Genomic DNA, 26,648 nt, shown 5'->3' with positions numbered 1-26,648 from the left:
AGTCTTCAACTTATATTAGGGCAATAAACAACCTGCCATGAAATCACTTCTCCTCTTTTTTCTTTTATCGTCTGCGCCTTTGGTTCGCAGTCAATTAAGGCCCAGTCGAAGAAAACCGCCGTTGATCCCGCAGCCCGCTATGATGCCTACGTCAGGCAAGCCGTACAGGAATGGCGAATTCCGGGTATGAGCGTAACCGTTGTAAAAGATGGTAAAGTACTCTTCAAAAAAGGGTATGGGGTTCGCGAACTGGGCAAATCTGATGCTGTCAATACGCAGACGCTTTTCGCCATGGCATCAACGACCAAAGCCATGACGGCGGCCTGTCTGGGTATGCTTGTTGACGAAGGCAAACTTCGCTGGGATGATCCTGTTACCAACTTTCTGCCTGATTTTCAGCTGTATGACCCGGCCGTTACGCGGGAATTACGTGTGCGGGACCTCCTGATTCACAATACGGGAGTTGGCAACGCCGATGTGCTTTGGGCTGCCATGCAGATTCCGCAGGATGAGATTATTCACCGGCTGCGACTGGTTAAGCCATCCTATTCACTACGTGCCGGATTTATTTATCAGAACATCATGTACCTGGCGGCCGGTAAAGTAATTGAACGGGTTAGCGGAATGCCCTGGAATAAATTTATTCGGACACGAATTTTTGAACCTCTGGGAATGGCTCGTACGAAAGCCCTCTTTAAAGAGGTTACAGATGCAAACCGGGCGAAACCGCATGTTGAAGTCAGAGATACGATTCGACTGGTGAATAGTCAGTTGGAAGAAGGACTGGTCGATGCGGTTGGCCCGGCTGGTTCGGTCTGGACCTGCCCCGACGACGTAGCGGCCTGGATGCAGTGTATGCTCGACAGTAGCCGGTACAATGGGAAAACTTTGCTTAAACCGGCTACGTGGGCAGAGTTAATTAAACCCCAGACCCTGGTAACTGATGCTGAATTTTACCCGACTCAACAACTGACTAAACCTGTCTGGAAAACCTATGGCCTGGGTTGGTTTCAGCACGACTACCGGGGCCATCGCGTCAATTTTCACACGGGCAGCCTGACGGGCATGATTGCCATTCACGGACAGCTTCCCGATCAGAAATTAGCCGTGTATGTACAGGGCAATCTAGATCATGCCGAACTCCGTCATGCGCTTATGTACCGGGCTTTCGACGAATTTGCACTGGGTGTTTCCCGCGACTGGAGCGCCGATTTCCAGAAACTGTACGGTGGTATCAAACAACGAGCCAAACAGGCTGAACGTAAGGCCGATAGCACCCGAGTACTCAACACAAAACCGTCGTTACCGCTTAGCGCATACGTCGGTTCCTACACTGACCCGCTGTATGGGAAGGCCGACATAACCCTGCAGGACGGGGCACTTCACCTTTCGCTCAATAATATCATGTCGGGTAAACTGGAGCACTGGAATTATGATACGTTCCGACTGAACTATGATCAGTTCTGGAACGGGCATGATCCTGTCAATTTTGTGCTCAACACACAGGGTAAGATTTCCTCGCTGCGATGGGGTGGCGCCGAACTAATCAAAACGCCGGACGGCACAGACAAAAATACGTCTGGTCGTTAAGATAGTGTTCGGGTAAACCATCTTATACTTCATCCAATTGCTCCATGAAACGACTTCTTGTTTTTGCCATGCTCTCGGCTTTTGCCGCAGACGCCCAATCCATTCAGCAACGTATCCAACAGTATCGAAAAGCCAACGAAACGGTATTAATTGATGAATACCGGCAGTTTTTATCTATTCCCAACGTAGCGAGTGATTCCGCCAACATTCGTAAGAATACGGCCTTCATCCAGCAGATGATGCAAAAGCGGGGTATACAAACCACCTTGCTTGATGGTTCGACGCCCGGCACAAACCCTGCTGTGTTTGGTGAGGTTAACGTACCGGGTGCAAAAAAAACGATTGTCTTTTACGCCCACTACGACGGTCAGCCCGTGAATCCCAAACAGTGGGCCGAAGGTTTACAACCTTTTGCGCCGGTTTTCATCACTGCACCAATTGAACAGGGCGGGAAAGTTGTATCAACGTATAAATCCGGCGACCCCATTGACCCCAATTGGCGGCTTACGGGCCGCGGAAGTGCCGACGATAAGGCCGGGGTAATGACCATTCTGAATGCCTACGACGCATTGGTTAAAAGCAAAATCACCCCAACTGCCAATCTTAAATTTTTCTTTGAAGGCGAAGAAGAAGCTGGCTCCATCCATCTGGGTGAGATTTTCGCCAAACACCGGGATAAACTGACCAGCGACATCTGGATCATTGCCGACGGACCGCGTCACGTATCCGGAAAACGGGTGGTTCAGTTTGGGGTTCGGGGTGATGCCAACATGTACCTGACGGTTTATGGCCCAAAACGCCCTTTGCACAGCGGAAACTACGGCAACTGGGCTCCTAATCCGGCCATGCGACTGGTGAAATTATTAGCCAGCATGAAAGACGACAATGATCAGGTGCTGATCAAGGGATTTTATGACGACGTAGTGCCCCTGACGGCCAGCGAAAAACAGGCTCTCGCTAATCTGCCGAACATGGAAGCGGCCCTGAAACAGGAGTTGGGCATTGCTAAACCAGACGGCAAAGGCGTTCCATTTCCGGAGCTACTAATGCGCCCTACACTGAATATCAATGGCATACAAAGTGCGAATGTCGGTGCCATGGCTGGAAACATAATTCCGGCTAAAGCCGAAGCCGTGCTGGATTTACGGCTCGTTCGCGGCAACGACGTAACGCGGCAGATGAAGCGCGTAACAGATCACATCAGCGCACAAGGCTATCAGATTATCGACCATGAGCCTACCGATGTAGAACGGCTGCAATACCCGAAACTGATAAAAATTACGGAAGGTCATGGCTATAATGCGCAACGGACGCCTATGGATCTACCCATTGCACAGAACGTAATAGCGGCAGTTCAGACCACCAGCCCCGACCCCATTATGCTGTCGCCATCGTCGGGAGGCAGCTTACCTCTGTATTTGTTCGAAAAAACGCTCAAGGCAAACGTAGTATCGGTCCCCGTCGTTAACTACGACAACAACCAGCATGCTGAAAATGAGAATGTAAAGGTGCAATACCTTTGGGAAGGCATCGAAATCATGGCAGCTATTATGCTTATTAAATAACTCATTATCAGGGCATACGCACAGTACGCAACGGATTTTATAAGTTTTTTAGAATTCCGGAAACATTTTTTAAAAATTAAATGTATATACATCAAATACTTCAACACGAAAAAATTTACAACTATGGCAACTGAAACAGCCACCGCCACAACCTGGGCCATTGACCCTACCCACTCTGAAGTTCAATTCAAAGTAAAACACCTGATGGTTTCGACCGTGACCGGCTTATTTAGCCAGTATGAAGGTCAGCTGGAAACTCACGGCGATGATTTCACGGATGCTAAAATCAGCTTCTCAGCCGATGTAGCCAGCATTAGCACGGGTAACGAGCAACGCGATGGCCACCTGAAATCAGCGGACTTCTTTGATGTCGAGAAATTTCCGAAACTGACCTTTTCGTCCACAAGCGTGACCAAAACGGGTGACGATACCTACAATGTTGTGGGCGATCTGACCATGCATGGCGTAACCAAGCCTGTTACGCTGAAAGTTGAATATGGCGGACAGATGCAGGATTTCTACGGTCAGACAAAAGCTGGTTTTGAACTTACCGGTACACTGAAGCGCAAAGAATTCGGTTTAGTGTGGGACGGTGTTACCGAAGCCGGTGGCGTTGTTGTTAGCGACGACGTTAAACTGGTTATGAACATTCAGGTGACGAAACAGGCTTAAGAAAACGGATCAACCTGATTTTATATACAGAAGGTGTTTAATCGCACTGGCCTGTCAATGCAAGGACGTAGCAATTGCCGGTTAAAAGGTTAAACATCTTCATTGAGTGCTTATTCCATTACAGATCGACTAGTCGATCTGTAATGGAATTTGTGTTTTATAGAGGAAACAATTGCGTTTACCTAATAAAGTACGTTACCGAGGATCGGCTGTCAGGTGTTTTCTTCCGCAAGTCATATCTTGTGATCACAAACCCCAGCTTATGAAGTCGATACTTCTCCTCTTCTTCACCGTTATTACGTGCCAGTTGGTTGCACAATCGCCCAGAAACCAGTCCAATCGATTTGATATTCTCATTCGCAATGGGCTGATTTATGATGGCTCTGGCAAGCCGTCCCAACCCGGTGATGTGGGTATTAGGGCGGAGCGGGTTGTAGCGGTTGGGAAACTCACCCATGCAACAGCCTCTACCGTAATTGATGCAAAGGGCAAAGCGGTAGCCCCCGGATTTATCAATGTTCTGTCGCATACCGGACCGGAACTTCTGCGCGACGGTCATTCGATGAGCGATCTTAAACAGGGCATCACCACCGAAGTGTTTGGTGAAGATTCCTGGGGTCCGGTTATGACCAACGAAATGCGACAACAGATTAATCTGTTTCTGAAACCGTACAATCAAACCTGCACCTGGACAACGCTATCGGAATTTCTGATCACCCTACAGAAAAAGGAATTACCCCCAACATCGCTACGTATCTTGGCGCGGCTCAGGTTCGCCAAAGCATTCTCGGAGAAGAGAACGTAAAACCAACGCCGGCGCAGCTCGACCAGATGCGGGCAATTGTTCGCAAAGAAATGGAAGGGGGTGCACTGGGTATAACAACCGCCTTAATTTACCCGCCAAATTCGTTTGCGGATACCGATGAATTGACAGCCCTTTGCCGCGAAGCCGGGAAATATGGCGGTCGGTATATCGCACACATACGTAGTGAGGGCGACCGGCTTGAAGAAGGTGTTCATGAGTTGATCAACATTGGGCATAATGCCAACGTACCGGTTGAGCTTTACCATTTTAAAGCATCGGGCCAGCGAAATTGGCCAAAAATGCAGTCAGCTATTGATTTGATTACGAAAGCCCGTCAAAATGGTCAGGACGTTACGGCCAACATGTACACCTACACTGCCGGAGCTACCGGATTGACGTCATGCCTGCCACCGTATCTGTTCAATGGCGGTTTTATGGCGGGCTGGAAACGGCTGCAGGACCCCGCCACCCGACTAAAGCTAAAGGCCGAGGTTCAGCAAAAAAGTAACGACTGGGAGAATATGTTTCAGTTAGCGGGTTCTACCGATAATATTCTGCTGACAGCGTTTGAGGTCGATTCGCTTAAAAAATACAATGGCAAAACGCTTGGTCAGATAGCAGCCATCTGGAATAGAGACCCAATCGAGACCGTTATGGACCTGATCGTAGCCGACAAAAGCCGGGTCGAAACGACGTATTTCCTAATGTCGGAAGAGAACGTCAAAAAAGGCATCAGCCAGCCTTGGGTATCGTTTGGCTCCGATGCGGGTTCTCTTTCCGTTGATCGTAAAGAAGTGGGCATCGTGCATCCCCGTACCTTCGGAAACTTCGCCCGCCTGCTTGGCAAATACGTTCGCGAAGAGCAGGTTATGTCACTGACAGAAGCCATTCGTCGGTTAACGAGTCTGCCCGCAGCTAATCACAAGCTCCCTAATCGAGGCCTGTTACGCCCTGGTTATTTTGCCGATGTCGTTGTGTTTGACCCCAATACCATTGCGGATAAAGCTACGTTTGCTGATCCATTTCAATACGCCGTGGGCGTTCAGTACGTAGTAGTCAACGGCAAAATCGTTCTGAAAGATGGGGAACATACCGGCGTTTTTCCGGGGCAACCCATCTGGGGGCCTGGTAAGAAAAAATAGTCACCGAATCAGCATCAGCCTCCCCCGTATTACGGGTCTGGACGGTGCCGTTCGAACCGTGTAAGCATACATGCCCCCCGGCAGCGACGTACCATTCAACGTACCATCAAATGGATGCGGATACCCTTTATCGGATGAGTAGATGATTTCGCCCCACCGGTTAAAAACCGTTACGATAGCATCAGGGAAGGCTTCAATACCCGGCAAATCCCACACATCATTCTGTCCATCTCCATTAGGCGAAAACGCATCAGGCACCCATACACCGGCATACACCGTAATACGAATAGTGTCTTTTGCTTCACAGCCCGAGCTATTCTTCACGTCGATGGTATACGTAATATCATTTTCAATGGCCGTAACCATGGGATTGGCCAACGTAGGGTTATCGAGATATTGCCCCGAAGTCCATTGAAACTGGTTAGGATTGCCGGAATAAACCGGGTCCATCGTAAAGGTATTGCCTTTGTACGTGGTCATAGACTCGGGCAGCTGAATGGTGGGAATGGGAGCCACAACCGCCATGCGCGTTGCTACCGTACCGGCGCATTCAGGAGCAGCTTTGACGGTATAGGTCACAGCATGGTCGCCAATCCCGGCCGATTTCGGACTGAATCCCCCATCGATCACGCCCGTGCCTGCATAATCGCCACCTGGTGGGCTACCCTTCAGCGTCGTAACGGGCCAGTCAGGACCACAAACCGCCAGAATGGAATCGAGCGTTACCGTTGGTGCTGTCAATTGAATAATAACCAATGGTACCGATACACCCTCACATCCATCTGCATCTATGGCCGTTATGACGTAGCTACCTGCCTTACCAGCCCGATATTGCGACCCATCGCTACCCGTTACAACCTGCCCATCTTTTTGCCAGACGTACCGAATCCCGCCACTCCCCTGTAGCATTAGCGAATCCTGCGGACAGATTCGATTCTGACCCGTTGACGACACAATGGTTGCCTGCACAGCGGCCGAACGTACCAGCGAAGCGGTGTCGGTTGTAACGGTGCACCCGACAGATGTATACGTCAGAACCGACCAGTATTTACCCGCCTGCTCCGTTTTTAATGAATCGGCTACTGAACCCGACAACACCTGGCTATTCCGATACCATTTGTACGTAACGCCAGTATCTGCCGAAGCCCGTAACGTTACCGTACCCGTTTGTGCACATAAATGACCCGTACTTGTCAGGCTCGATTTCTTCCCGATCACAAGAATAGTCAACGTATCAGACGTACCGGCTTTACTACAGGTCGCTTTCGGTGAAACCACCACAGTATAAGCACCCGCATCGCCAACGACCAGCGTTGAAGCGGTAGCACCCGTCAGGTTGATGCCATCCCGACGCCACTGGTAGTTCCAATCGTTGTTCACTGTTGCCTTTAGAATGGCCTGGTCTCCCTGGCAGATAGTCGTCGTTTTTTTCTTGGGCCGATTCATCACCTCAACGGTGGGGGCTGGTGTTGTTTGAGGTGGACATTCAACAACCAGAAATTGAAAATCACGTCGGGTTTCGCCAATTTTCACCCCGTTCCTGTACTCTTCAACCTTTACGGCAAAGACAAACAGACCCAGTTGGGTAGCGGTTACGGATAATTTACCTGTCTGGGCATTCACACTCAGCGACGGACTGCCTGGAATGGAACTGGTAGCACTGAAACCGGAAAGCCAGTTTACATCCGGATAGGGTCCAGCTGAAACGCCCGTTGTCCGGCCGGTACCTTTCTGATCCAGAGGTGTCACCATCGAATACCGCAGTTCATCTCCATCGACATCCGTACCACCAAAAGCAAACGTAAACGGATCACCCAGGCAGACGTATTCACCGTTGATAGGCCCGAAATGGGGGGATGAATACGAGATATTCTGACCATTCTGCTGCAGTGCCGGAAATTGCAGGTAGAACGTAAAACCCGTTTGGTCAGGATTGCTGATATTGTTGATACCCGCGTTCCGGTTACGGGTCTGATACGACATGTAGTAGCCCTGCGCATCGTTGTACGTACCCGGGGTTAGCTGAATATCAGCCTCATACGTCAAAACAATGAAATGTAGATTTCGCTGTTCGGCACAAAATTCATTGGCATAAACCACCGGCTGTCGGGCACCAGTCTGGTTTACCGTAAAAGCCGTCATGAGCACGTTGTCGCGAACCCGGAATATTCCGATTGACCCCGTAGTAGCCTGCATGGCTGCCCCACGGGTGCCGTCTTCCAGGTAGTTGATAACAACAATATGGTAGTGGCCGGGCACATCGCCAATGGCCTGCATTTCCAGATGCCCGCCTACCTGGTGAGTAGCCAGTACGTACCCAGGTAGTCCAATTACAAGAAACGTAAGTAATACCCGAAACGTAAAAATTCGCATAAGCAGACAATAGACGTAATAATACTATTCTTCCAGAAACCTACTTTACTTGTATACGTAGCACCCAGAACCAGACGGTTCGTCTTGTAACCATAGGTGTATCCGTACATGCGAATACATCAAAACTGTGGCGGATCGCGGTTGCCCGCTCCGTCATTCAACTGTTCCCCGCTTTGTACTGTACCTAACCGAACGCATTGTTTCGTTGACAAAACAGGCTTGCTCAGGCAAAGGGTGTAAACCGAGAAATAAGATTATGCGATAGTTCTACTTTTATTACGAAAATAAGGCTTGCCAGCAACGATTCTTTCTGTATCCTCAAATTGATTTGGGCATAGATTGCGACCGGCCATTTTTAAAACGTTTAGTAGTTTCTGATTGAATGAAACCTCACGCTAAAAGCAATGTTTGGGTTGAAAATAATAACCCTCCTCATCCTCATTCGACTTTTTTCTGTTCAAATTCAAACTTGCCCAGACACGTCGTTGGAATTATTCGTCAATACGTTGAGCTCCCAACAAACGTTGCACCAATTGCCGGAAGGACTTAGTTAATCTTAGGCTTCCTCAGGATCCTTTCTAGGGCTATCTGACAGTCCGTCTGACAGCTGATTGTTTCTGCCAGACGGAACTCATTTAAAACTACTTCTGAGCCAATCGTCCGAGTCTTCACCGGCCAGAAAATAACGACAGGACAAGTTAGGGTTTACTGCCATCGACGCTCTGATCAGCATATCAGTGCCGAGTTTACTAAACTGATTTGTGTCTTTGAGAATAATCGCAATCTTGGCTTTCTGTAGTAGCCCAGAGTTTGACTGCGGCAGCCAGTGTTCGATAAACCAGTGCAGGTCCATTGGGTTGAAAAGCCGTAACTGCTGAATGTCAATTTCCCATCGCATCACCTGATGGCGCTTCGCCAAGGCCAGAATAGCCAGTGACGCATCCCGAAAATTTTCGCTATCGGGTATACCCGTCCATCGTTGTTGAAGCAGATGTACACTGCAATCAACCTGAACCTGTACGTATTCATTTTGGTATGTTTTCATTACCAGATGGTGAAGTCGGAGGTCAGTGCGTTGGCAGGTTTATGGCTTCATTTGCGGACGCAAATGCACGTTGCAATTCAAGTTCCGCAAAACGATATGCATACATAAACTTGTCGTTTTCCTGCTTGATAATTCCCATATCCTCCAGCACCACTACGTTGTTCCATATTCGCTGCAGGCTACCATAAAAGTCATCTTCAGATCGGGAGAGTAGTACCTGTAAAGGGGGAATGGTTGAGATATCGGGCTGACTTGCGTTGGTGGACTTGATGGTACGTTTCATTACTGGACACATTCAGTTTGGCCGCTGTTTCCCGGGTAAAAGAGTAACGTACATCTGTTTCATCCACTGGATTCGTTTTAAGGTATTTTAACAGCCACTACGGTCAGATATTCGGCCTGGAAATGCATAAATAGCAGGTTAGGCAGGCTTTCCAGGCAAAAAAACGGCCACTAACGCTCACTAACCCGTTATTTACCCATACGCTCGTCAGAATGGATTTGTGGCGACGTATTGCCGGGTTTATCACCAGCCGCGACGTATTGACTATTACGTACTACAGCCGGTATGAATTGAATTTGGTGAGCAGATACAGGTATACAAAAGAAAAAGCCGAACTGACGTATCAATTCGGCTTCTAACGGATAGTTAATGGCGAGCTATCGTTGGGTTCCAGACGTAATGTACAGCTGCAATTTCATTTCATCGTTTGTACGATATGCATTTCCCAGGGCAACCCGCTGCGACAGGGCTTTCATCAGACCTGTGCTTGGCGAAAGTACCGTAAGCAATAATGGTTCGTTGGAGGCCTTACGCTTGATAATCTGGCTGATGTAATACGTTAGATCGAACGTGTATGAATCAGAAAAAATCTGCGCCGTCGGATCATAGGCATAATACGCTGAGGCAGAGGAGGCATTTGATTGCAGAACCCCGTTCACGCCTTCCGGAACAACGGCAATAGCAGCATTCTGGCTGTTGGTTTGGAAAAGCAGCAAGGGAGAAGGTGCCGTTGTACCAAACGATGCGCCAGGGGGCGGTGCGTTATCCAGTAAGTTGCGCCGAACGGGTCCAATAACCAGTAACGCTTTGTTAAGATCGGCAAACCCGTTCGGAGCGGCAAACTGCCCCAGGTAAGGAAATTCAATCCGCGTCTGTAAAAAAGCACCCGGTACCACATACGACATATTGTCGGTAAGCCGACTATTCACCGCATCAGAGCGAGTTTTCAGGGCGCTTAATGGTGTACCGGTCCGATCATTTAACAACTGACTAAAATGCAGTGATGTGATCGGAAACAGCAGATTTAAGGAAGTCTGTGGGTCGTCGATGGTATGGTAAAAAAGCCGTATTCCACTACCCGTGGCTGCCGCCGAAAAACCGGCCAGCGTGTTGTTTGTGGAATTATTAACGAACGCAAAACCCGGTAAAAGTCTTCCCAGTGACACATAATCGCTAATTTGCCCATTCAGCAAACGCGCAAACAACGTTTGCGCCAGTGCGTCGGGCATACGAAACCGAATTTGTTTGCCACGACTGTTTGGCCGGGGTTGAACAACTTTCCGGAGCAACGGAGTCGTTTCGTAATCGACAGAATTACCATTGTAATATACCTGAGCAACAAGCGGCTTTTTCAGCTGATGCACACTCATGTCGAACAGCGACGTCGTATCGCCATACACAAAGGAATAGTTCATCTCCAGCACCAGCGAGTCCAGGCGCAGGTTCGTTTGGGATGAAAACGAGTTGGCGGCATAATCGAGGGCAGCAAACGCTTTACTGGTCATAAGCCCCGTTTGTGCATCTTTCCAGCGCCCAACCAGGATATCATTATCTGCCGACGTAGCAAATGAGTCGACCTTAAGCACAGTGGAGGTACGAATGGTCACCGTATCGACGGTTTGAACCACCAGCTCCAGTGGATTAATAATCGACTGCCCCACGGTTTGGTCGCCCGATTGGCAGGCGGCCAGCACAATACCGGTTAGCAGTAGCAAACCGGCGTACCATAAAGTACGCATAAGCAAAGAATTCAGGGAATTTTTACGCCTAACTGGCGTAGTTCGTCACTTGTTAGTGTTGGCAGAGCGTTTGTCTCGTGCAACTTATCAGCCACCCATTCCCCGACCCGGCGGGCCTGTTCCTGGCTGGCAAAACCAACCATACCGGACTGACCGGGTATGGTTGGCTGATGAATAAATACTTTTTCGTTGTTCAGAATCTTGTATCCCCAACCCGTTGAGGTTGCAAACACCTGAACCTTATATGGAGATTGATTACTGCGGTATACCTGATACGTTGTCAAAACAGCTAAGCCAACCAGTATGAGAACCAATACCAGTCGAATCTGATGTACCCGCGATCTTGGCCGAATACCACCCATCGTGACCGCCATCTATTCGATAACCTGCTCAACGGTTGGATCAAAATCCCACAGATCATCATACCGCGCTGAGCCGTTGCTACCGGTTGTCACATAACCTTTATTCCCAATAGCAAAGCCAATGGCATAGTTACGGGAAGCTCCTTCAAACGTGCCTGTCGTAGCCCAAAGATCGGTTGTCGGGTCATACTGCCATACGGTCGTAGAGTTTGTTCCTGTACCCAGCGTAACATATCCTTTTCCATTGATGGCAAAGCCAACGCCGTAGCTCCGGGCAATTCCGGCCTGATCGGTCGTAAAGTCCAGCTTTTGCGTCCACACATCCGTAGCAGGATCATACACGTACCAGTCTTTCTGAGCAGTTGCATTATTGTTGCCGGTACCCGCATAAGCCATGTTGTTAATCACAAACGCTACACCACCTTCCCGTTTGGCACCACCGTAACTTGCTACTTTGGTCCAGGCATTTGTGGCCGGATCAAAAGCCCACATATCTTTCAGGTAGTTACCGTCGTTGCCAGTACCCACGTAGCCTTTATTGTTGATGGCAAATGCCAGAGCACCAGTACGAGCCGATCCACCAAAATCAGCAACCTTTTTCCAGGTATTGGCTGTGGCATCGTATTCCCAGAAATCCTTCAGTTTCTCACTGTTGATATCGCTGCCGGTGCCGATATAGCCTTTATTGCCAACGGCAAAGCCAACACCCAGGCTACGGGCTGCACCGCCAAAATTAGCTTTTTGCGTCCAGGCATTCTTGGCCGGATCATACGCCCAGAAATCCTGTAACAGCTGACTTTTATTGTCGAGCCCCGTACCCATGTACGCGATATTGTTGATCACGAAACTGGAGGCACCCGAACGGGCTACACCCTCAAACTCTGACCTAACGGTCCAGTTGCCAAGCGTTGATACGGTTGAAGAACCACCGCAGCCAATCAGTAAACCGCTCCAGCCAAGGCCGATGAGCGCCAGCGCCCAGTTTACACGTTGCTGTTTTGCGTTATGTGCAGAAGCGGAAGAGAGAGAAACCTCAGAAGCTACGGATTTCGGCTGTGCGTGTTTTGCCGAACGAAATCGAAATGGTAAATGAATCATGAAAAAGAGCGTATACGAACGAACTGAAACGTAAAGGTATAGTAAATTGAGTTAAGAACGATAGTATTGCCCTCCCAACGAGGATGGGCGAGCCTACAACGAAGTCATTAGAAAAAGCCTTACAATTGGCATTGGTCGTTGCGACAGGGTGATCAATCAAACAAATTCGTCTGGCAAAATTACGCCAAACACCTGTTACTTACCAACGTAGGGGTTTCATAAAAATTCTTAATTATGCGTTTATTCGTAAAACTTTGCGGCTAAACGTAAACGACTACAGCATAAAGACCCTCTTCATGCCGTAGTCGTTGGAATGCTATTGAAATTTTAATGCTTACAATTTCAGCGTTTTAAGCTGTCGAATCATGGCGTGACCACCCAGTTTACGCTGGATGGATGAGCCCAGTACTGGTAACGTATTCCCGGTTACTGACGACCGGCGCGTATTGGTGGTACCGCCTGCAATCTGATTAAGCGCTTCGCTCAGTAAGGCTTCCTTTGTATCGCCCAATGGCAGCAGGTTGAGTGGCTCGTCAACTTCAATGTTCGGCGTAAATCCAGTGGAGTAATCCGACTGCCCGGCGTTGTTGAACGATTTGAACACGATAGGCTGCATACCCCAGGTGATTTTGCCGGAGTCGTCCGTAATCGTAATCGAGCCGACATTTTTGCCGTAGGTGGTAGTGCCTATTGTCGTTACAGTCATATAGGGGCGTAAGCCATTGATGATCAGCTCGCTGGCTGAAGCGGTATGGTCTGTTGTCAGGACAATAACCCGCGAGAGGTTTGTACCGATGTTCTGTGATTTATCCAGGAAATTCTGAATAAAAAAGCTTGATCCGTACTCCTTCTGTAACTCTGGTGTGATGGTGCTGTTCCATTCTTCCCGGAAATATAATTTGCTGGAACTGATCCCTTTACCGATCAGGCTGGCCAGGTTGGCCGACGACGATGTGTATCCACCCGGATTGTACCGCAAATCCAGCACCAGCTCATTGACGCCCTGCGCTTTAAAGTTGCTGAACACGGCATCGACCTGCGCATCATACTCACCAGCATTGCTGCCATTGGCGCCCGGTACAAACTGATTATACACCAGATAGCCCACTTTTTTACTGCCAACGGTATAAACCGAATCCAGAAACACCGGATTTTCCTGAATGGTCGTTGCCGTAACGCTGATCGTTTTATCCGTATCAACCAATGACGTACCACTCACGGCTGCCAGGCCAAACGTAAAGGATGTTCCGCCCGAATACAGCAGATCGGCATAATTAGTCGTGTTGAGCGTCTGCCCATTCACTTTCGAAATAATATCCCCGCGTTTAACACCCGCCAGTTGAGCCGGCGAATTCGGCAGTACGTAAAGAACCTGCGCAATTACATCCGTCGAGCCTGATGCACGCAGATATAAGTTATATTCCATCCCCGTCGTTACGCTCTGGCCACTGAGTCCGGCCGTCAACGTAGCAGCATCTTCAATCCAGGAGAAACGGTCCCCGGTTGGATTCGTGGTTGCATCGTATTTGTTAAGAATCGAATCGAAGAATTTGTCGGGCGTCAGCGTCTTATCAGGGTTAGCCGGAATCTTGTCGTTCCAGTAATACAGCTGCTGCATGTTCTCCAGAATCCAGTCGTTCACCGTCTGATTCTCAGCCGTTGAAGTACCCGTGCTGGTTTGTGGTGTTACGTCGTCCGTCGACTTTTTACAGGCCGATAAGGAGAAAATAAATCCAGCAATAAATAACCATTTAATTGCCCCGGAACGAAGCGGCTGCTGGTCGATGAAGTTTCTTTGCGTATTATTCACAACGTATTTTTTCATGTGTTTTTTTCGTAATTGAATCCCCTACTTATCGCCTTTACGACAAGCGGAAGTCAATTGTTGCACAGTTGATTAAGCGATTGGATGATTTAACGGCAGTTTAATGAAGTTCACCGATGGATTGTCTGTTTAAATCGATGAATGGGCCGAAGAATAGCAGGAAGCTGGTCTACGGCGTTGTTGGAGATGAAATACACCCATTTAGCGGCATATACAAATAACATCCCGCCCGCCCCGAACGTTCGAAATTTAGGGTTTTTCCTATAGTATTTTACCGGAAATATGCACCCGCGCGCGAGCATTTTTTGTCCGATTTTTATCACCGGTTTGAGGGGCGTTCTCACCCAACTGAACCCGTTTCTTTTGTATCTTTGAAAGAATAAACAGAACCGTAGTAAGCACTCCTGTGGAAAGACGTAATGCGTTAAAAACAATGGCTGGAGCCGTTGGCGGCTTAATCAGTCTGCCAGCCTGGGCCAACGGCTGGACGGTGGAATCAACCCGAACAGCCCAACAGATTATCTCCCGTGGCCAGATGGATTTACTGGCAGAAATGGCAGAAACGATTATACCGGCAACGGATACGCCCGGTGCCAAAGCCCTGAATGTGCATCAGTTCATTCAGAAAATGGTAGCCGACTGCTACGATCAGAAAGCTCAGGATTCGCTTCGGTCAGGACTGGAATCACTGGATGGTTTCGCCCGGAAAGCTTATAGTAAACCCTTCCGGGAAGGCGACGTAGCGCAACGTACGTCTCTGCTGACGCAGCTTTCGCAGGATTCAGCGCAAAAGGATTTTTATGGGCTGGTGAAAGGGCTAACGATTCGGGGCTACATGACGTCAGAATACGTCATGACCAATCTGACCCATTATCAGTTTATTCCCGGCCACTACCACGGCTGCGTACCTGTTTCCCAACCTAAATAAAGTCATTGGTGATTAGTCATTAGCCATTGGTCATTAGTGTGCCGACATCCGTACAAATGACCAATGACTAACAACCACTGACCAACCACAAATGACCAATGATAACTTACTCTTATGTCTTACCTCAATATTGACGCTCAGGCGCAGAATACCTACGATGCTATTGTGATTGGCTCTGGCATCAGCGGGGGCTGGGCTGCTAAAGAATTAACCGGCAAAGGTCTCCGTACACTCGTTCTCGAGCGAGGACGCGATGTTCGGCACGTAACAGACTACCCCACTACCAATTTGCAGCCGTGGGAGTTTGAACACCGCAACCAGCTAAATCGGGATGTTCGGGAAGCCAATCCCATTGTCAGCAAGTGTTACGCGTTTTACGAAGGCACGGAACAGTTTTTTGTGAAAGACGCCGAACATCCATATATCCAGGAAAAGCCTTTCGACTGGATTCGGGGCTATCAGGTGGGCGGCAAATCATTGCTATGGGCTCGCCAGACGCAGCGATGGAGCGATTTTGATTACGAAGGGCCTGCCCGCGATGGGTACGCTGTTGACTGGCCAATCCGCTACGCCGACATTGCGCCCTGGTACAGCTACGTCGAAAAATTTGCGGGCATCACGGGGAATAAAGACGGTATTGCTACGCTGCCCGACGGCGAGTTTCTACCGCCCCACGAATGGAACTGTGTGGAGAAGCATTTTCAGCAGAAAATAGCGGCTAAGTATAAAGATCGCCACGTGATCATGGGTCGGGCTGCCCACCTGACCCAGCCCAAACAGGTGCATTTTGATCAGGGGCGGGCGCAGTGCCAGCACCGGACTATCTGTGAGCGAGGCTGTCCGTTTGGTGGTTACTTCAGCAGCAATTCGACGACCATACCTTGGGCGGCCAAAACGGGCAAAATGACGTTACGACCTCATTCCGTAGTTCATTCGATCATTTACGATGAGAAAAAGGACGGGCAACCGGCGTTCGGGTAATCGACGCGAAGACGAAACAGATGCAGGAGTTTTATGCCCGCATTATTTTCCTCAATGCAGCCGCGCTTAATTCGAACCTGGTGCTTCTGAATTCAACTTCGCACCGTTTTCCGAACGGGTTGGGCAACGATAGTGGCGTACTGGGTAAATACGTAGCCTTTCATAATTACCGGGCTGGTATTTCGGGTGAATACGATGGCAACCTTGACTCTACAACAGAAGGTCGTCGGCCGAATAGTCCCTACATTCCCCGGTTCCGTAACGTATTCAAACAGGAAACCGACTTCCTGCGTGGGTATGCCGCCGGTTTTTCAGCTGGCCGTTCGTCGCGTTCCGATCAGAATGGGATTGGGGCCGACCTGAAGCAAAACTTGCTGAATCCAAAGCTGGGCGGTTGGTACGTAGGCTCCCACATGATGGGCGAAACCATTCCGAAAGAAACGAACTACGTTGCCCTCGACAAATCGCAGAAAGATCCATTTGGTATTCCACAGTTGAAAATCTCCATTGTGTATGACGACAACGACGACAAAATGGTAAAGGATTACCAGGAGCAGATGACGGAGATGTTTACGGAAGCAGGCTTTAAAAACATCCGTGTTCGCGATGACAAACGTAACCCCGGCCTCGACATTCACGAAATGGGCGGGGCGCGGATGGGTAAAGACCCCAAAACGTCGATGCTGAACAAATGGAATCAGCTTCATGCGGTCAAAAACGTGTTTGTTACCGATGGCGCGTGCATGACCTCTACGTCGACACAAAATCCATCCCTGACATACATGGCCCTCACCGCCCGTGCTGCCGATTATGCCGTCAAAGAAATGAAAAAAGGGACACTGTAAGCAGCTTGTTTTGACCGCAAAAGACCATTCGTCGACACGGGTGGTCTTTTGTGTTTATTTGATCAGTTAAAACGTAAAGGCGATGAACGACCACAACATTGGGGTAATTTATGAAGACCTGGCCGAATGGTTTGATCAGAACCGGACAAAACAACTACTGGAGAAACCCTATCTGGAAGCCCTTCTTCCCGACTGTCGTTCCACTGCTTCTGTGCTCGACTTAGGCTGCGGATCAGGCGAACCCATTGCACGATTTTTCGTAGAAGCAGGCTGTTACGTCACCGGAGTCGATGGAGCAGCGAACATGATCGACTTATGCAGGCAACGCTTCCCGGATATGGAATGGATACAGGCCGATATGCGAGGGCTGCAACTTCACCGAACATTTGATGCTGTTATTGCCTGGGATAGTTTCTTTCACCTGACTCACGACGCACAGCGAGCGATGTTTCCGGTTTTTGCCAGCCATACTGCAGCCGGTGGGCGACTCCTTTTCACCTCCGGTTCTGAACATGGCATTGCCTATGGCATCATGCGCGACCATACGGTTTATCACGCCAGTCTGGATTCTGCCGAGTACCAGTCCCTTCTCGAAGCAAATGGGTTTGAGGTGCTGCAGCATACTCTGAATGACGTTACGTGTGGCGGTCGTACGGTGTGGCTGGCCAGAAAAACATCGACTTTGAATACCAGTGCTCATCAAGTGAATTCTTCTAGTCGCTCCGCCTGAAGGTAACCGCTTTAACTTCTGCCAGACTGAAAATACTGTTCCGGTTCTCGAAGCAGAGATAAATATCGTGCCGTCCGGTCAACGCTTTAATGGGCACGCTACGTTCCTGCCAGGCTTTCCACTTGCCGGTCGGTACGGGCACTTCCCCCAGCACATCGCCCGTCGGGCTATCGGATCGCAACCGGATGACTGTCCCCGGCGTTTCGGAGACGAACTGAAAATCCAGGGCCCGAACGCCGGTCATATCCACCTGCTGAGCCATCGCATACGACGCCCGATTGATGCCTGTCAGTATGTTCGAACGACGTAACTCCAGCCCTTTATCGAAATCCTGTCCTGTAAATACGGGTGAACGCAGCACTTTACTCGTTTGGCGGGTGATTGGCCCGATTTTCTTATGGCCACGATCGGTGTAACTAGCCGTCAGCACATACGTACCCGGCTGGTTCAGATCAACCGCAAACTGCCCTTCGACCGGCAAATCTCGTTCAACAGGCATCTCGTCGGTGAGCGACAGAATGTACCGCACCATTTCGTCCGTTACGTCGGGGGCCAGTTGTGGATGGGCGCTCATGTTAGCTTCTCCCCATACGCCATACCCGCCCTTACTGATTTTCCGGCTTAAGGCAGCCACCAGTTCGGGGGCTTTCTTTTGCGGCTGATATCGTTCCGCAATCATCTGAAAACTTGGTCCTACCGATTTAATGGCCTGGGCATGGCAGGCTTTGCAGTCATTCTCCTCAATCCAGGTCAGCCCCCGTTGATACTCAGAAACAATAGCCCCTGACGACGACTGCATCAAGGCCCGACTACTGGGAATAAAAGCCAGTTTGACTGCAATACGCTGGGGATCAATTTGCTTATCTTCCGCATCGGTTACCCGTACACGATACGTCACCGTCGATGTTCGCAGCAATCCGGTATCGGGCAGTTCGACCGCTACGTTCGGGGGCGAATTACCAACCAGAATCGATGTTTCTGCGGACGACGAAGCACCGGCTTTATCGCTGACAATTACTTTAATGAAATGCCTGCCGGGTTTAGTTATGACGTGCCTGATGTTGGCCGATGTTGGTGATAAAGTACGGCCATCAACCAGCCAGCGGTACGTTAACTGGTCGGCCTGGTCGTAATCAATCGAGTGACTGGCCGAAAGCTGAAGCGGCATCGGGGCCGCACCTGCATCGGCAATGGCATCAAGTTTGGCAATAGGTGGTCGATTTCCGGGAATATAATCGATACGTACCAATCGGGAATCCTTGTTATTGCCCCACAGCGCTCCATGTTCGATGACGTACAAAGACCCATCCGGCCCGAACTTCATACTGATTGGTTTGCGGAACGTGGTTGAGGGCATAAACGCATCAATTGACTTTAGCTGCTTTTGCTCAGTCAACGACACCACTTTCAGCCAGTTACGCATCCAGTCGGCAATAAATAGCTTGCGGTCGAAATAAGCCGGAAATTTGGCGGGGGAAGGATTTTGTGGATCATAATAATAAATCGGCCCCATGATGGCGGTACGTCCGCCCGCGCCCAGCTGAGGAAATTCGGCTGAATTGTCGTACGGATACCAGATCAACGGTTTCTGCGCAGGTGGCAAATCCCGCAGCCCCGTATTGTTTGGCGATGAATTGATTGGGTGCACGGGATCAATTTTGCTTACAACTGCCTCGCTCGCAAAATCAACTTTGGCATACGGTTCATTATTGCCAATGACCAGCGGCCAGCCATGATTTCCCGGTTTGGCAGCCTGATTGATCTCGTCATAACCGCGAGGGCCATGCCTGTCGGTATCGCTGGCGTCGGGGCCCACCTCACTCCAGTACAGCAAATCCGTATCGCGATCCACCGTTACGCGGTACGGATTCCGGCAACCCATAATATAAATTTCTGGGCGGGTTTTCTCGGTTTTAGCGAATAGGTTTCCAGGCGGAATGGTATACGTACCGTCGTCTTCGGGATGTATACGAAGCACTTTCCCCCGCAAATCATTGGTATTGGCCGATGAGCGCTGTGCATCGTATTCTTCCCGACCGGGCCGTTCGTCGCTGGGCGAATAGTTGGTACCAAACGGATTGGTGTTGTCGCCCGTTGTAATGAAGAGGTTCCCGTGTTTATCGAAGGTCATCCCACCACCGGCATGGCAGCAATGTTGCGAATCGGGAATTTCAAGCACCACTTTTTCTGACGACAGCATCAGCGAGTCGTCCTGTATCGTAAACCGCGACACCCGATTAAACTTACCTTTATTGACGGGCGCATACAGCAGGAACAATCGATGATTCTGGCTAAAGCCGGGGTCTAACACAATGGCCTGCATATGCGCTTCTGTTGCATGGCTGGTTGGCACAGTACCCAGAAGCCGCGTATCTTTCTGTCGGAGGTCGTACACCCACACACTCCCGTTCATGGTAATAAAATAGATATCACCGTTGGCAGCAATATCCATTTCAATCAGATCGGGCATGTTGCCGGTCAAAAATACTTCTCGAAAACGGTGTTCGTCGGGCGCATTAGACGGGGACGTATCCTGCTGGAACGCAACTAGCAGAGCCAGCACTGCTCCTAAAAGCAGTACGTGCTGATTGACTCGTTTCATGGTTCGGTAAGGTTTAGGCGCTTACGTTCTCAAGAGACAGCAGTGTTCTAAAATTACTGATTGATAAGCAATAAGCACGTTCAAGTAGTATGTCTGGCGGGTTAATCGCTTTTAAAACCAGACATCCAAATTGTCTTTTCTTTACTTTTTTCTCAAACGATGCGTACAACCTTTTTGGGACTATCCTGCTTAGTTGCGTCGCTGGTGTCGATAAACAGCCCAGCCAAAAATAATCCCGGCAAACACCCTGCTCCTACCCGCAAATCGGCTGCTCCCGCTGCTGATCTTAAACTACCCTCCGGCTTTTCCGCGTCTATCGTTGCTCAGGACTTGGGCGCAACGCGGCACATTGCCGTTACGAAAACCGGGGATATCTACGTCAAGCTGGGCAAGCTGAAAGATGGCAAAGGCATCTACCGGCTTCGAGACACCAACAAAGACGGTGTGATTGATGAGCAGGTCGGTTTTGGCGATTATCCGGGCACCGGAATTGTGATCAAAAATGGCTACCTGTATGCTTCGTCTAACAGCAGCATTTTCCGGTATAAACTCAACGAAAATCAGGAAGTCATTAACCCGGATCAGCCGGAGAAGCTGGTTTCGGGGCTTCGTGAAAAAGATCGTGACAAATCGAAGTCAATAGCGGTCGATAATCAGAACAACCTGTATGTCAACGTAGCGTCTGATAACGATGCCTGCCGGGAAGCCGGAACCGGCAAAGGCTTAATGCCCTGCCCGCTTCGTGATTCGGCGGGTATATGGCGCTTCAAGGCCAACGTAACGGATCAGGCCAGTTCCGACGGTGTTCATTTTGCGGTCGGGCTGAAGAACGTAGTGGGGCTGGACTGGAACCCAAAAACCAACTCGCTGTTTGTGGTGCAGCATGGCCGGGGCAAATTCGATGATTTTTACCCGCAGTATTACACCCCGCAGCAGAGTGCGGCCCTACCTGCCGAAACCCTATATGAACTGCACCAGGGCGATGACGCGGGCTGGCCGTATATTTATTACGATCCTGTTCAGAAAAAGAAAATTCTGGCGCCTGAATACGGCGGTGACGGCAAGAAAACAGGGGGCGAAAAAACGATAAACCCTTTAGCCGCTTTTCCGGCGCATATGGGACCCAATGCCCTGTTGTTCTACACAGGTACCGCCTTCCCCGAGCGCTACCGGAATGGCGCTTTTATCGCGTTTCATGGTCAGAACCAGCCTGCTAACAAAGGCTATCTGGTGGGCTTTGTGCCGTTCAAAAACGGAAAGCCCTCTGGACCATGGGAAGTTTTTGCCGATAATTTTGCGGGTATCGATCTGGCTAAACCTACGGGTCCAGTTCAGCACCGTCCCTGCGGACTGGCACAAGGCCCTGATGGTTCGCTATACGTAACGGATGACCTGAACGGTACGCTTTTCCGCATCAGTTATCAGGGAGCCGTGCAGAAAACAACGGCTTCAGCCAATAAGAAGTAAACTTTCGCCATTCGTTTGGTTCAGCCTATGATTTGCCCCTCTGGAGTTCGCGCTGGAGGGGCAAATTTGTTTTTGACCCTATAACATCTCCTTCAATTTACTACCTGACATCGTCAGTTTACGACTTGGAAACCCCAACTCATACAGCCTGTCAATAGCGCTCCCGGCATTTGTGCTCAATTTCGGCCGTTCATTCCATTTCGAAATCTGAATTTTTTCGTCCATGCCATTCTACAAATACGTTCTTCCGCTTATCCTGATATATATGCAGGCTTGTCAGAAACCCACTGATTCAATTATACCCGAGCCCATACCCCCAGCTCCTTCAACAGGCACACCAACGGCAATCGGGCAACCTTCAGGTAGCCCCACGACCAAAACTATTGGCCCCGCTGGCGGAACCATTAGTACGCCCGATGGAACGATGACGCTGACATTTCCCGCAGGTGCTCTGTCCAAAGAATTGCCGATTACGATCCAGCCAATTGAGAATAAAGCGTTTCAGGGTGCCGGGTCAGCTTATCGGTTCAGCCCCGATGGGACACAATTTGCCAAACCGGTAACGATGACCTGGCATTACCAACGGCAGGATATTGACGGCTCATCACCCGACGCGTTGAGCATTGCTTTTCAAGACCAGCAAGGCATATGGCAGGGAAGCACGAAGGTGAACGTAAATAAATCGACCCAAACCGTATCGGCGCAGTTGCCACACTTCAGCGACTGGGCTTTTTATAAACAATTCTTTTTACGATACAGCACCTCTGATTCAGACAGTGATCCAATAAACCTGGCAACGGGCGATCACATCAAGCTAACAGTTTACTATTTTGAAAACACGACTGATACGTCTCTTCTAGCTCCGCTAATACCCGCCAAAGTTATGCTGGCCGAACGAGTTGTCCGCTGGACCATTAATGGGATTACCGATAATGATAATTATGATGATTACGGCAATAATGGCCAGCTTACGCAAGATAACACCTACGCACAGGCTACTTACGATGCTCCACCCCGCGAGCCCGATAACAATCCGATGGCCGTTGCGGTAGAGATTGATCTGAAACAGAAAGGCCATTTAATTCTGATCAGAAACATAAAAATTGAGTCGGTTGCCTCACTCAACATCGACGGTTCAGTCGATAACAACCCTACGATCGGTCTGACTCTGAATGGATCACAACTAATGGGTATTATCAATAACCGGAATGCCACTCAGATTCTCTCGTTTACGATTAATAATTTTAAAGGAAAAGGCACGTACACAATCAACGAGAACCACACCGTTTTGATAACGGCCAGAGTACCCGAGCGAATTCCGTACGCTGATAGCTACTATGACCTGGCTGGTAAGTGGATTTCAGGCGGAAGCAGTATAACCATCACCGAATATAACGGCAATGACAAACTCATCCGGGGGACCGTTTCCGGCAATTTATTCTGGATAAAGCCGGAAGGAAACGTAGTGGTCATTGAAAACATGCCAATTTCTGCAAAATTCCGTACCCTCCCGGTAGTTATCCCGTAGGGCAGTCGAACAATGACCGGGGTTACTGGCTTTGTATGGCAATGGATTGATTTCGGGCAAACTGACAATCGTTTATGAGCATACACATCGGTACGTCGGGTTGGAGCTACGACCATTGGCAGGGCGTTTTGTATCCACACGGCACCCCCGTTCATGACCGTTTGGGTTACTACGTCCAGCGGTTTCAGACGGTTGAACTCAATAGCAGTTTTTACCGCTGGCCGAAACAAGCCACGTTTGCCAGCTGGCGACGACGCTTACCCGATGGTTTTCAACTGACGGTTAAAGCACCCCGTGGATTGACCCACGCCAAGAAACTCTACGCACCGGACGTCTGGATAGAACGTATCAAAACCTGCTGGCATGAGCTGGGTGAAAAGCGGGCCATTTTACTGGTGCAGCTCTCGCCCAACCACGCTTATGACTATGACCGACTGGCGTACTTTCTGGATCAGATTCCCTATTGGGTGCACGTAGCAGTGGAATTTCGACACCCAAGCTGGAACAATGATGCTACATTTAACTTACTGGAACAGCATCAGGCTGCGTATTGCATTATGAGTGGTGCTCATCTACCCTGCATCTTACGCGCTACGGCCCCATTTGTCTATGTACGTATGCACGGACCCGATACCGACCATCTGTACGGCGGCTCCTATTCCGATACTGATCTGCGCTGGTGGGCTGACCGCATTCGGGAGTGGGCTGCACAGGGGAAAGACGTATTCATGTATTTCAACAACGACGGTGGCGGCAACGCGGTACGTAACGCCGAAACGTTACGTTGGCTGGTTGGATAACAAGTTGGGTCATAAAAAAGGCGGCCAATCATTGGCCGCCTTCTCGTCATCTATAAAATCAAACCGCTCCGTCGCAACATGGCTTTGGGCGATGGTTCGCGACCCCGGAACTTCTTATAAAGCTCCATAGGCTTTTCACTGCCGCCTTTTTCCAGTACGTTCTTCCGGAAGCTATCAGCCGCAGCTTTGTTCTCCAGACCGCCTTTCTCTTTAAAAAATTCAAAGGCGTCGGCATCGAGTACTTCGCTCCATTTGTAGCTGTAGTAACCCGCGGAATAGCCTCCCGCGAAAATGTGCGAGAACGCCGGGCTGAACGCTACGCCTTCCACACGCGGGAAGAGGTTCGCTACTGAATCGACCTTGTTTTCAATCTGCGTAACGGTTTCTCCGGTAGGTTTCTGGCCGTGGTAATACATATCGACAAGACCAAAACGGAGCTGCCGCAGATTAGCCAGTCCGGCCAGGAAGTTCTGACTGGCGCGAATCTTTTCGATCAGTTCGTTCGGAATCACTTCGCCAGTCTGATAATGCCGGGCAAATATTTTCAGGGCTTCGGGGTCATAGCACCAGTTTTCCATCACCTGCGACGGCAGCTCCACGAAATCACGCGGTACGCTCGTACCACTCAGGCTCTCGTATTTTCCATTGGCCAGCATGCCGTGTAGACCATGACCGAACTCGTGGAACAATGTAGTGACTTCGTAGAAGGTCAGCAAAGACGGTTTGGTATCCGTCGGACGCGTGAAATTGCAGACATTGACGATATGCGGCCGGATGTTTTCTCCATTTTCGATTTTCTGGCCCTGCACGTCGTTCATCCAGGCACCGCTACGTTTGCCTTCCCGTGGGAAGTAGTCGCCATAAAAAACAGCCAGAAATTTGCCGTCCTTGTCGAATACGTCGAAGGTTTTTACTTCCGAATTATAAACCGGAATATCCTTCCGCTCTTTAAACGTAATGCCGTAAAGCTTGTTGGCAACCGTAAATACGCCGTTCAATACGTTCTCCAGTTTGAAATACGGTTTGAGCGTCTCGTCGTCCAGGTCGTATTTCTCTTTTTTGAGTTTCTCGGCATAATAGCTGTTGTCCCAGGCCTGTAGCTTATCCTCCGTAAAGCCGTGCGCTTTGGCATAGGTTGTCAGCTCGGCCAGTTGGCGTTCAGCAGCCGGACGGGCGTAGGTAACCAGTTCGTCCAGAAAGCTCTGCACTTTATCTTTCGACCCGGCCATGCTTTCTTCCAGCACAAAATCGGCGTGGGTTTTGTAGCCCAGCAACGTAGCCCGTTCATAACGCAGGCTTACAATTTTCTGGATAATGGCCTGATTGTCATTCTTATCATTATGGAAACTACGGCCGTTAAAGGCCATAAACAGCTTTTTGCGTAATTCGCGGTTATCGGCGTATTGCATGAACGGGCCGTAGCTGGGTGCCTGCAACGTAAAGACCCAGCCCGGCGTGGATTCGCCTTCCTTACCCTTTTGCTTAGCAGTCGCTTTTGCCGCTTCACGGGCAAAATCAGGCAGACCCGCCAGGTCTTTCTCGTCCGTCAGCACCATAGTGTACTGATTGGTTTCGTTCAGCACATTTTCGCCAAATTGTAGCGACAACTGCGACAACTCCTTGTCGATAGCCCGCAGCCGTTCTTTACCTTTCTCGTCCAGATTAGCACCATTCCTGGCAAATCGTTTATAGCTTTTCTCAAGCAACGTAGCGCTTTCCGGATCAAGTTTCAGGCTGGCACGTTGGTCATAAACAGCTTTTACGCGGGCAAACAGCTTTTCATTCAGGGTAATGTCGTTGCCATATTCACTCAGCATGGGCGACGCTTCCTTCACGATTTTCTGAAGCTCAGGGGTCGTTTCAGCGCTGTTGAGGTTAAACAGCACCGAAGCTACTTTTCCGAGCAGATCACCCGACCGTTCGAGGGCGACAATGGTGTTATCGAAGGTAGGCTTTGCCGGATTATTTATGATAGCCTGTACGTCTTTGCGGCCTTCGGCCAGCCCTTCTTTCAGCGCTGGCAAATAATCTTCGTTTTTAATTTTATCAAAAGGAGCCGTCTGATGCGGTGTCGTATAGGGCTGTAAGAATGGATTTTGGGTCATTTCAGTTTGTCGATGCATAGGCTGGGCAAATGTAACTGTCGTAGCTACTGCCAGCAATACACCGGTTTGTTTGATTTGTTGACGTGTAAACATACCGTATTGTTAAATGAGTTTCCGGGAAAAATACAAAATAAAGACAAGGTCTACAACTCAATGTTGCACA

The 26,648-nt window shown here is 49.6% G+C and carries 20 protein-coding genes and 1 pseudogene; 12 read left to right on the top strand and 9 right to left on the bottom strand.

The window, feature by feature from the left end:
- Positions 1-186: 186 nt before the first annotated feature.
- The 5 genes from LN737_RS18310 to LN737_RS18290 all read left to right on the top strand — a co-directional run bounded on the left by LN737_RS18310 (position 187) and on the right by LN737_RS18290 (position 5,774).
- The gene (locus tag LN737_RS18310; RefSeq protein ID WP_405511262.1) at positions 187-1,590 is read left to right on the top strand and encodes a serine hydrolase; all 1,404 of its coding nucleotides are present in this window, start codon (positions 187-189) and stop codon (positions 1,588-1,590) included.
- A gap of 44 nt (positions 1,591-1,634) precedes the next feature.
- A complete protein-coding gene (locus tag LN737_RS18305; protein WP_405511261.1) occupies positions 1,635-3,155 on the top strand; it encodes a M20/M25/M40 family metallo-hydrolase in 1,521 nt (506 codons plus the stop codon).
- A 123-nt stretch (positions 3,156-3,278) separates the two neighbouring features.
- A complete protein-coding gene (locus LN737_RS18300; RefSeq protein WP_405511260.1) occupies positions 3,279-3,827 on the top strand; it encodes a YceI family protein in 549 nt (182 codons plus the stop codon).
- 262 nt (positions 3,828-4,089) lie between these two features.
- Positions 4,090-4,632 carry a hypothetical protein gene (locus LN737_RS18295; RefSeq protein ID WP_405511258.1) on the top strand — a complete coding sequence of 181 codons (543 nt, stop codon included), beginning with the start codon at positions 4,090-4,092 and terminating at the stop codon, positions 4,630-4,632.
- The gene (locus tag LN737_RS18290; protein ID WP_405520447.1) at positions 4,515-5,774 is read left to right on the top strand and encodes an amidohydrolase family protein; all 1,260 of its coding nucleotides are present in this window, start codon (positions 4,515-4,517) and stop codon (positions 5,772-5,774) included. The genes LN737_RS18295 and LN737_RS18290 overlap by 118 nt, the downstream gene beginning before the upstream one ends.
- Here LN737_RS18290 and LN737_RS18285 read toward each other — a convergent pair whose 3' ends face one another.
- The 3 genes from LN737_RS18285 to LN737_RS18275 form a co-directional block, all read right to left on the bottom strand.
- Positions 5,775-8,147, bottom strand: coding sequence for a gliding motility-associated C-terminal domain-containing protein (locus tag LN737_RS18285; protein WP_405511256.1), 2,373 nt, complete (start codon positions 8,145-8,147; stop codon positions 5,775-5,777). It lies immediately after the preceding gene.
- 631 nt (positions 8,148-8,778) lie between these two features.
- On the bottom strand, positions 8,779-9,192 hold the full coding sequence (locus LN737_RS18280) for a hypothetical protein (RefSeq protein ID WP_405511255.1): 414 nt from the start codon (positions 9,190-9,192) through the stop codon (positions 8,779-8,781).
- Positions 9,193-9,214: 22 nt separating this feature from the next.
- Complete coding sequence (locus LN737_RS18275) at positions 9,215-9,475, bottom strand: hypothetical protein (RefSeq protein ID WP_405511254.1); 261 nt, start codon at positions 9,473-9,475, stop codon at positions 9,215-9,217.
- Between the two features lie 212 nt (positions 9,476-9,687).
- Between LN737_RS18275 and LN737_RS18270 the strand changes: the two genes are divergently transcribed.
- Entirely contained in the window at positions 9,688-9,834 is a 147-nt protein-coding gene (locus LN737_RS18270; protein ID WP_405511252.1) for a hypothetical protein, read from the top strand.
- Positions 9,835-9,852: 18 nt separating this feature from the next.
- On the opposite strand, the gene LN737_RS18265 is transcribed toward LN737_RS18270, so the two are convergent.
- The 4 genes from LN737_RS18265 to LN737_RS18250 all read right to left on the bottom strand — a co-directional run bounded on the left by LN737_RS18265 (position 9,853) and on the right by LN737_RS18250 (position 14,499).
- Positions 9,853-11,214, bottom strand: a complete 1,362-nt coding sequence (locus LN737_RS18265) for a DUF4270 family protein (RefSeq protein WP_405511251.1) — start codon at positions 11,212-11,214, stop codon at positions 9,853-9,855.
- Positions 11,215-11,225: 11 nt separating this feature from the next.
- Complete coding sequence (locus LN737_RS18260) at positions 11,226-11,588, bottom strand: DUF4907 domain-containing protein (protein ID WP_405511249.1); 363 nt, start codon at positions 11,586-11,588, stop codon at positions 11,226-11,228.
- A complete protein-coding gene (locus tag LN737_RS18255; protein ID WP_405511248.1) occupies positions 11,589-12,674 on the bottom strand; it encodes a Kelch repeat-containing protein in 1,086 nt (361 codons plus the stop codon). It abuts the gene before it with no gap.
- Positions 12,675-13,008: 334 nt separating this feature from the next.
- A complete protein-coding gene (locus LN737_RS18250) occupies positions 13,009-14,499 on the bottom strand; it encodes a S41 family peptidase (protein ID WP_405511246.1) in 1,491 nt (496 codons plus the stop codon).
- Positions 14,500-14,932: 433 nt separating this feature from the next.
- Here LN737_RS18250 and LN737_RS18245 point away from each other — a divergent pair, with 433 nt between their 5' ends.
- The 3 genes and pseudogenes from LN737_RS18245 (at position 14,933) to LN737_RS18235 (ending at position 17,983) form a co-directional block, all read left to right on the top strand.
- Positions 14,933-15,427, top strand: a complete 495-nt coding sequence (locus tag LN737_RS18245; RefSeq protein WP_405520445.1) for a gluconate 2-dehydrogenase subunit 3 family protein — start codon at positions 14,933-14,935, stop codon at positions 15,425-15,427.
- 114 nt (positions 15,428-15,541) lie between these two features.
- A pseudogene (locus tag LN737_RS18240) lies at positions 15,542-17,253 on the top strand (GMC oxidoreductase).
- A gap of 82 nt (positions 17,254-17,335) precedes the next feature.
- A complete protein-coding gene (locus tag LN737_RS18235; protein WP_405511245.1) occupies positions 17,336-17,983 on the top strand; it encodes a trans-aconitate 2-methyltransferase in 648 nt (215 codons plus the stop codon).
- Here the strand turns inward: LN737_RS18235 and LN737_RS18230 are convergent.
- A complete protein-coding gene (locus LN737_RS18230; RefSeq protein WP_405511244.1) occupies positions 17,967-20,585 on the bottom strand; it encodes a PQQ-dependent sugar dehydrogenase in 2,619 nt (872 codons plus the stop codon). The genes LN737_RS18235 and LN737_RS18230 overlap by 17 nt on opposite strands.
- Before the next feature lie 159 nt (positions 20,586-20,744).
- Here LN737_RS18230 and LN737_RS18225 point away from each other — a divergent pair, with 159 nt between their 5' ends.
- The 3 genes from LN737_RS18225 (at position 20,745) to LN737_RS18215 (ending at position 24,380) form a co-directional block, all read left to right on the top strand.
- On the top strand, positions 20,745-22,052 hold the full coding sequence (locus LN737_RS18225) for a sorbosone dehydrogenase family protein (RefSeq protein WP_405511243.1): 1,308 nt from the start codon (positions 20,745-20,747) through the stop codon (positions 22,050-22,052).
- A 223-nt stretch (positions 22,053-22,275) separates the two neighbouring features.
- Positions 22,276-23,580, top strand: a complete 1,305-nt coding sequence (locus LN737_RS18220) for a hypothetical protein (protein ID WP_405511241.1) — start codon at positions 22,276-22,278, stop codon at positions 23,578-23,580.
- Between the two features lie 74 nt (positions 23,581-23,654).
- Positions 23,655-24,380 (top strand): DUF72 domain-containing protein, encoded by a 726-nt coding sequence (locus tag LN737_RS18215; protein ID WP_405511240.1) that lies wholly within the window; start codon positions 23,655-23,657, stop codon positions 24,378-24,380.
- A 50-nt stretch (positions 24,381-24,430) separates the two neighbouring features.
- Here the strand turns inward: LN737_RS18215 and LN737_RS18210 are convergent, their stop codons facing one another.
- Complete coding sequence (locus tag LN737_RS18210; RefSeq protein WP_405520443.1) at positions 24,431-26,503, bottom strand: M3 family metallopeptidase; 2,073 nt, start codon at positions 26,501-26,503, stop codon at positions 24,431-24,433.
- Positions 26,504-26,648 lie beyond the last annotated feature (145 nt).

Origin of the sequence: Spirosoma sp. KNUC1025, from assembly GCF_045160025.1 — a bacterium.
Lineage (GTDB): Bacteria > Bacteroidota > Bacteroidia > Cytophagales > Spirosomataceae > Spirosoma.
Note: the sequence above shows the minus strand (reverse complement) of the source record. Positions and strands in the feature narration are given on the sequence as shown.